The sequence below is a fragment of the Actinoplanes sp. NPDC049802 genome, from assembly GCF_040656595.1.
Classification (GTDB): Bacteria; Actinomycetota; Actinomycetes; order Mycobacteriales; family Micromonosporaceae; genus Actinoplanes.
Map to the genome: position 1 here is coordinate 1 of NZ_JBFAMR010000153.1, position 5,522 is coordinate 5,522.

Sequence of the window (5,522 nt, forward strand, 5' to 3'; positions counted from 1 at the left end):
GTGCCCGGTGCCCGGTGCCCGGTGCCCGGTGCCCGGTGCCCGGTGCCCGGTGCCCGGTGCCCGGTGCCCGGTGCCCGGTGCCCGGTGCCCGGTGCTCGGTGCTCGGTGCTCGGTGCTCGGTGCTCGGTGCCCGGTGCCCGGTGCCCGGTGCCCGGTGCCTTGCGTTTAGAACGAGCCGTGGAACCGTGGCTACGGATGAATGTCACGAGGTCTGCGTGCCCGACCAAGTTCGGAGCGATGCGTACCAGCATCCTCAGTGAGCTAATGGTGGTTCACCCGCAGACCGGGCGTGCGCGGGACTCTGTGGATATCACCGGTGGTCGTACATGATCGGGCGTAACAATCAAGCCGATCTGCGGATGCAGGCGATCTCGCCCACCTCGGTGCGTGTGCTGGCAACGTGGTCGTGGCTTGGAGATCCTTTAGCGGTACATCGACTGGCTGGAACGGGCGCCGCTGCTCGCCGCTGCTATGAGCGTCCGCGGCGTCCGCGGTGCTGTTGCCGTGCCGTCTTTCGGAGCTCGGTCACGGGGACACCACGGTTCGCCGACCTGGACGCGCACTGGAGTGCGGCATACCGGTTCTCCGCCTCGGTGTAGCGAAAGTCCAAGTTTCACGTGAAACGGTGAGGACGAACATTCACGCTAGTGCCGTGGCCAATAACGTTCACGGTGTTGGATGACACGCCGTCCGGGCTGACGGCCGGGCGGCGTTGTGACGTTCAGGCTGTGGTGGTGGCAGATCCTGTACGCGTGCGGCGGCTCAGTGACCAAGAAGGTCAACGCTGCTACGCATCACTCGGCGGGGCACCGGCTCACCGATCCGATTACGACGGGCCATGGTCGTACTCGCGTCCACCGGCGGTAACGCGGTGCTGGCCATCGCCCGGCTCGTGCAGGTCGACGAGGACACGATCCGGCAGGTCATCCATCGGTTCAACGAGACGGGGATGGCCAGCCCTGGACCCTCGGTGGGCGGGTGGCCGTCCCCGCCAGATCAGCCTTGACGACGAACAGTTCATCGTCACGACGGCCAAGGCACGCCCCGAAACCCTGGGCGGCCGTTCACCCGGTGAAGTATCCGCAAGCTCGCCGACTACCTGAACCTGCAACCCGCCCGACCGATGACGGTCGGGCAGGAACGTCTGCGGCAGATCCTGCACCGCAACGGCATCACCTTCCAGCGGACCAAGACCTGGAAGGAGTCCACCGACCCCGACCGCGACGCCAAACTCGCCCGCATCGAGTACGTGAGCAGCAACATGCCGCAGCGGGTGTTCGCGTTCGACGAGTTCGGGCCCCTCGCGATTCGCCCGCAGGCCGGAGCGGGGTGGGCTACCGCCGGGCACCCCGATCGGCTTCCGGCCAACTACCACAAGCTGCACGGGGTCCGGCAGTTTCACGGCTGCTACAGCGTCGGCGACGACCAGCTCTGGGGCGTCGTCCATCGCCGCAAAGGCGCCGCGAACACTCTCGCCGCACTGAAATCGATACGCCGGGCCCGTCCGGACGGCGCTCCGATCTACGTCATCTTGGACAACCTGTCCGCTCATAAGGGCAAACGCATCCGTGCCTGGGCGGCCCGCAACAAGGTCGAACTCTGCTTCACCCCGACCTATGCATCCTGGGCCAACCCGATCGAGGCCCAGTTCGGGCCGCTGCGCACCTTCGTGATCGCCGGCTCGAACCATCCGAACCACACCATCCTGACCCGGAAGCTGCACGCCTACCTGCGCTGGCGCAACGCCAACGCTCGCCACCCCGACGTCCTGGCCGCCCAACGCCGTGAACGCGCCCGCATCCGCAGCGAGAAAGGCATCCGCTGGGGCGGACGACCTCTCACCGCTGCCGCCTGACCTACCGCGCGGCCCGCAATGCCGCGGCGACCTGGACGACATCCAGATCAACGACGACCTCCTCGCCGTCCCACACACCGCGTTCGCTGATGGCCAGACCGATCCAGGCCAGTTCTGCGGCATCGTCACGCAGTTCGTACTCTTCGCGACTCTCCACCCCGACCCCGCCTGTTTCCTCGCGCTCCCAGGCCGCGATCGCCGATTCAGCCAGAGGCCGAGGCAACCGCACACTGACCCGACTGACCTGGGATTCCAACCGAGTACCGATCGCTGCCAGCACAGCCCGGTCCTGCCGATACCGCACGTACTGCTCATGGCCGCCCACGACCCGAGGCTACTGGGAGCCCAGTCCGGTGAACGTTAGTGGTCAGGGCACTAGAGCCGACCGAGCTTAGGAGGCCGTGCAGTCATTCATCGTCTAACCCCGAATCCGAAGCAGGGGAAGCCAGTGCCCCATGTGAGTTCGGCGGGCGGCGAACAGGCACTGACACGGTACGGGCGAGTCGGCACTGCCGAAGAAGCCCGCGCCGGTGGACATGTCATGTTGCCGCGGACCTGCGATCAGGGCTGGGTGAGAACGACCGCGTAATGGGTGAGGCGGATCCGGCAGGGGTTGGGATCGGACGAGTCACCGCATGATTGCTCGGGCACAGTGCGTGTGGCCCCGCTGTGATGTGTGTGCCTCTGTTGCTGGATCACCTCGTACACGGTTGCGTTCAGTGCCGCCCGCCGGGTGGAACCGGGACCGCGTGTCCCGTCGAGGTACTGCGTTACTCGGTTCCCAACGCCTGTTCGAAGCCCGGGCTTGCGCCGGGTCCACATGACGAGCTCATCGTCACCGACACGGGGGCGACCGAGGGCGGCTTGCCAAAGGCAACGGCGGCGCTGGTGCCGATCCGCGAGGAGTGCTGCCGGTCCTGGACGCTGGCGTCGGAGACGGCGGAGGAGCGGTTTGCGTTGCCAGCGAGGCCGCGTTTGCAGGCTTCGACTCAGGCAAGCTCACTGGCCGCCGAAGCCATGTTGATCTGGATCCCGCGTAGCCCTCGCAGCGCGACTGAGGTGTGGTTCCGGCATCGGTCCGTGGTGTTGTGGACTGGGGGTTTCCGTGGCGTCATCTTGAGGATGGCGAACCGACCGAGGCTGTTCCTCTAACAGGTGCATGGCGCCGCCGTCGGTCGGGCGTCGCGTTGATCTGGATCCCGCGTGGGCCGCCGAGCATGACCGAAGCAACGGCAATGGTGTGCAGGGCACCGTTGGCTGAGCGGCCCGTGGAGTTGGAACCGAGGGCCCACAACCCGGATCCGCGCCGCCCTCCACTGTCGCGAGTCTGGGCAACTCTGCGCCAGCGGGCCGGTTTGCCTCGGCAACGATCTGCTATGAATGCTCGCTTCTCCCAGCGCGATGACGACACGGCTCCGAGGCGGTCAGCGATACCCGCCGGCCGCAGCCAAGACACCTCGGCCTGGACCACGTTCGGCGGTGCAACGATCGGGAGAACATGTGCCACCGCTAAGGCCACGGGTCTTCGGTGCCGTAGACGACCCCGGAGCCGAACCGGCCGCGCGAACCAACCGCTGACACTGGCAGACCTTTGCTGGGCTATCGCTCACCCGTCCCGATCGGGAGATGCCCATTCTGGGATTCGGTCGAAGTCGTCAGCGTTCCACTCGCTGAGGAATCCGACTGCCGCGAGCAGCCCGTCCCGATGACCGGTCGCAACGCGTCCGCTCCCTTTCGGCATGGCCCTCCGCGACGGACGTGATTACGCAGGTGGCAACGATCGCCGAACATCGGCCACCGCGAGCGCCGCCCGGCAAGGTCAATGTCGCCGCTGCGGGGTCGAGCGCCACCTCGGGTCGGAAGCCGCAGGGTGACTTGTGACGACGCGGGTGGCCGGAAATCCAGGAGACACCATGCCGGGTCGCCGTTGGTCGGCGCTGGCGGTCGCCTACACGCGGCCTTTCGACGTCACCAACAAACCATGGGTGAGGCCTCCTTGCCGATTCTGCAGGCGGCCCAGGACGCTGTCCTTTCCCCATCAAGGGGCTGATCCTTTGTGTCGGCGATGGCGTTCTCTGAGACTCCACCTCCGCTAGATCAACTTTCGAGTTGGATGATCCTGGACGGTTCGTGGGGGGCCGATCCTGTTGATTTTGAATCGGGTCTCTGCTGGCTTGAAGCTAGGCGAGTCCGGTATTCGGGTTCGGCTTTGCGGGACGTGGAGGCCGCAGCGAAGCGGAATGATCTTGTAGCTGCGGGGCGTCATCTGCCTTGGGGAGGCCGACAAGCATGGGTACGTTTGACACCGGCCTGCTCCCCCGCGACGGAGCCGACGAGCTTGCCGAGCGACCTCCTGAGCGCCGGCATTGGCGCTGGGGTGCATGTTCCCTTTCGTGAAGGACAAGCCTCAGCTGCTCTGGCAGGACTTCTTCCCGACGATGTCGTAGTCGATGCGGCGGTTGTCGCGGCCACTCCGCCCAGCCGGCAACAGTTCAGGGAGCAACTCGAAGCTGGCCGAACATGGTTGCCCCTGGCGTTCGGTTGGCCGCGCCCGCCTCCGATCTAGCGAGAATCGTCCTTGCTGCGCTGATGTTCGTTGCCGGTCCAGACGGCCCGTGACGCCGAAGTCGGACGAACGATACGGACGTCGCCGAAGCGGGGAATGCGACTTCTGCACTGGTGTAGGTGCTCATCACTCTTCATGGCCGGCTGGAGTGATCTTCGTGCTTGTCGGTTGTCCGGTGCGGGAAAGCGGCAGTGTCTCGGGCGCCAGGTCAGTAAGCCAACGGTAGTCGGTATTCGAGTTGGTCCCAGCGTGATCGCAGCCAGAGTCGTTGTCGGATGCCCCGAAGTACGTCATTGGTGGTGCAGCCCGCAGGCTGGGGTGGCGGGGCGGCTGAGGCCCAGCCGTTGGAGCAGGCCGTGGCAGACGTTAGCGATCTTGGGTGCTGGTTTCGCGGCGCTGAACGACGGCATCGGCCGAGTCGTCATCGTGAGATGCAAGGGTGAGAAACCGGATCTCAAGTAACGCCGGCCAGTGGCTTTCTCATGGCGACTCAGGATCAGGGTGCTGGGTCGCATCGCATCCTCCATCGAAGACTGGCACCAGCTGAAGGGGGGCGTCTCGTCGATGGTGCATGGCGTCTGTGCGCCGACCATGTGGCGGGTCGCGATGTAGGTCGGGGCGGCGCGGTAGTGGGGTGTGGAGTGGTGCTCATTGCGGTCATTGCCAGATTGGTGTGCGGCGATTTCGGGCTGGCTTTCAGTGCCGGGCGGTGTGGTCGCGGAGCCCGTAGACCATGGCCGGCTGCCGGCCGATCCGCTTACGGCGGGGTAATGCGTGACGTGGTGTTTGCCGTGTGGTAGTCGCGAGACTGCTGTGGCGGTGATTCTCGGGTCGGCTTTCAGTGCCGGGCGATGTGTGGTCGCGGAGCCCGTAGACCATGGTCTGCTGCCAACCGATCCGCTTGCGGAGCGGCCGCGGGCTGGAGGGCGTTGCCGTCGGTGCGCGCCTGGCTGATTACGTCGGTGAGCACCAGCGCCGAATATCGCCGACCGTGAGCGCCATGCCTGCGGCTTGCCCGAGATCGATGTCGCCGAGTTCCAGCGCCACTTCAACGCCTCCGAGCAGCTACTACGCGGGCGGCCCGAAACTGAGTGACACCAT

At 66.0% G+C, this 5,522-nt stretch carries 1 protein-coding gene and 1 pseudogene; one reads left to right on the forward strand and one right to left on the reverse strand.

Going from position 1 to position 5,522, the window contains the following annotated elements; all coding sequences use genetic code 11:
* Positions 1–734: 734 nt before the first annotated feature.
* A pseudogene (locus tag AB0I88_RS40825) lies at positions 735–1,855 on the forward strand (IS630 family transposase).
* A gap of 1 nt (position 1,856) precedes the next feature.
* Here the strand turns inward: AB0I88_RS40825 and AB0I88_RS40830 are convergent.
* Complete coding sequence (locus AB0I88_RS40830; protein WP_361037604.1) at positions 1,857–2,180, reverse strand: hypothetical protein; 324 nt, start codon at positions 2,178–2,180, stop codon at positions 1,857–1,859.
* Between the last annotated feature and the right edge of the window lie 3,342 nt (positions 2,181–5,522).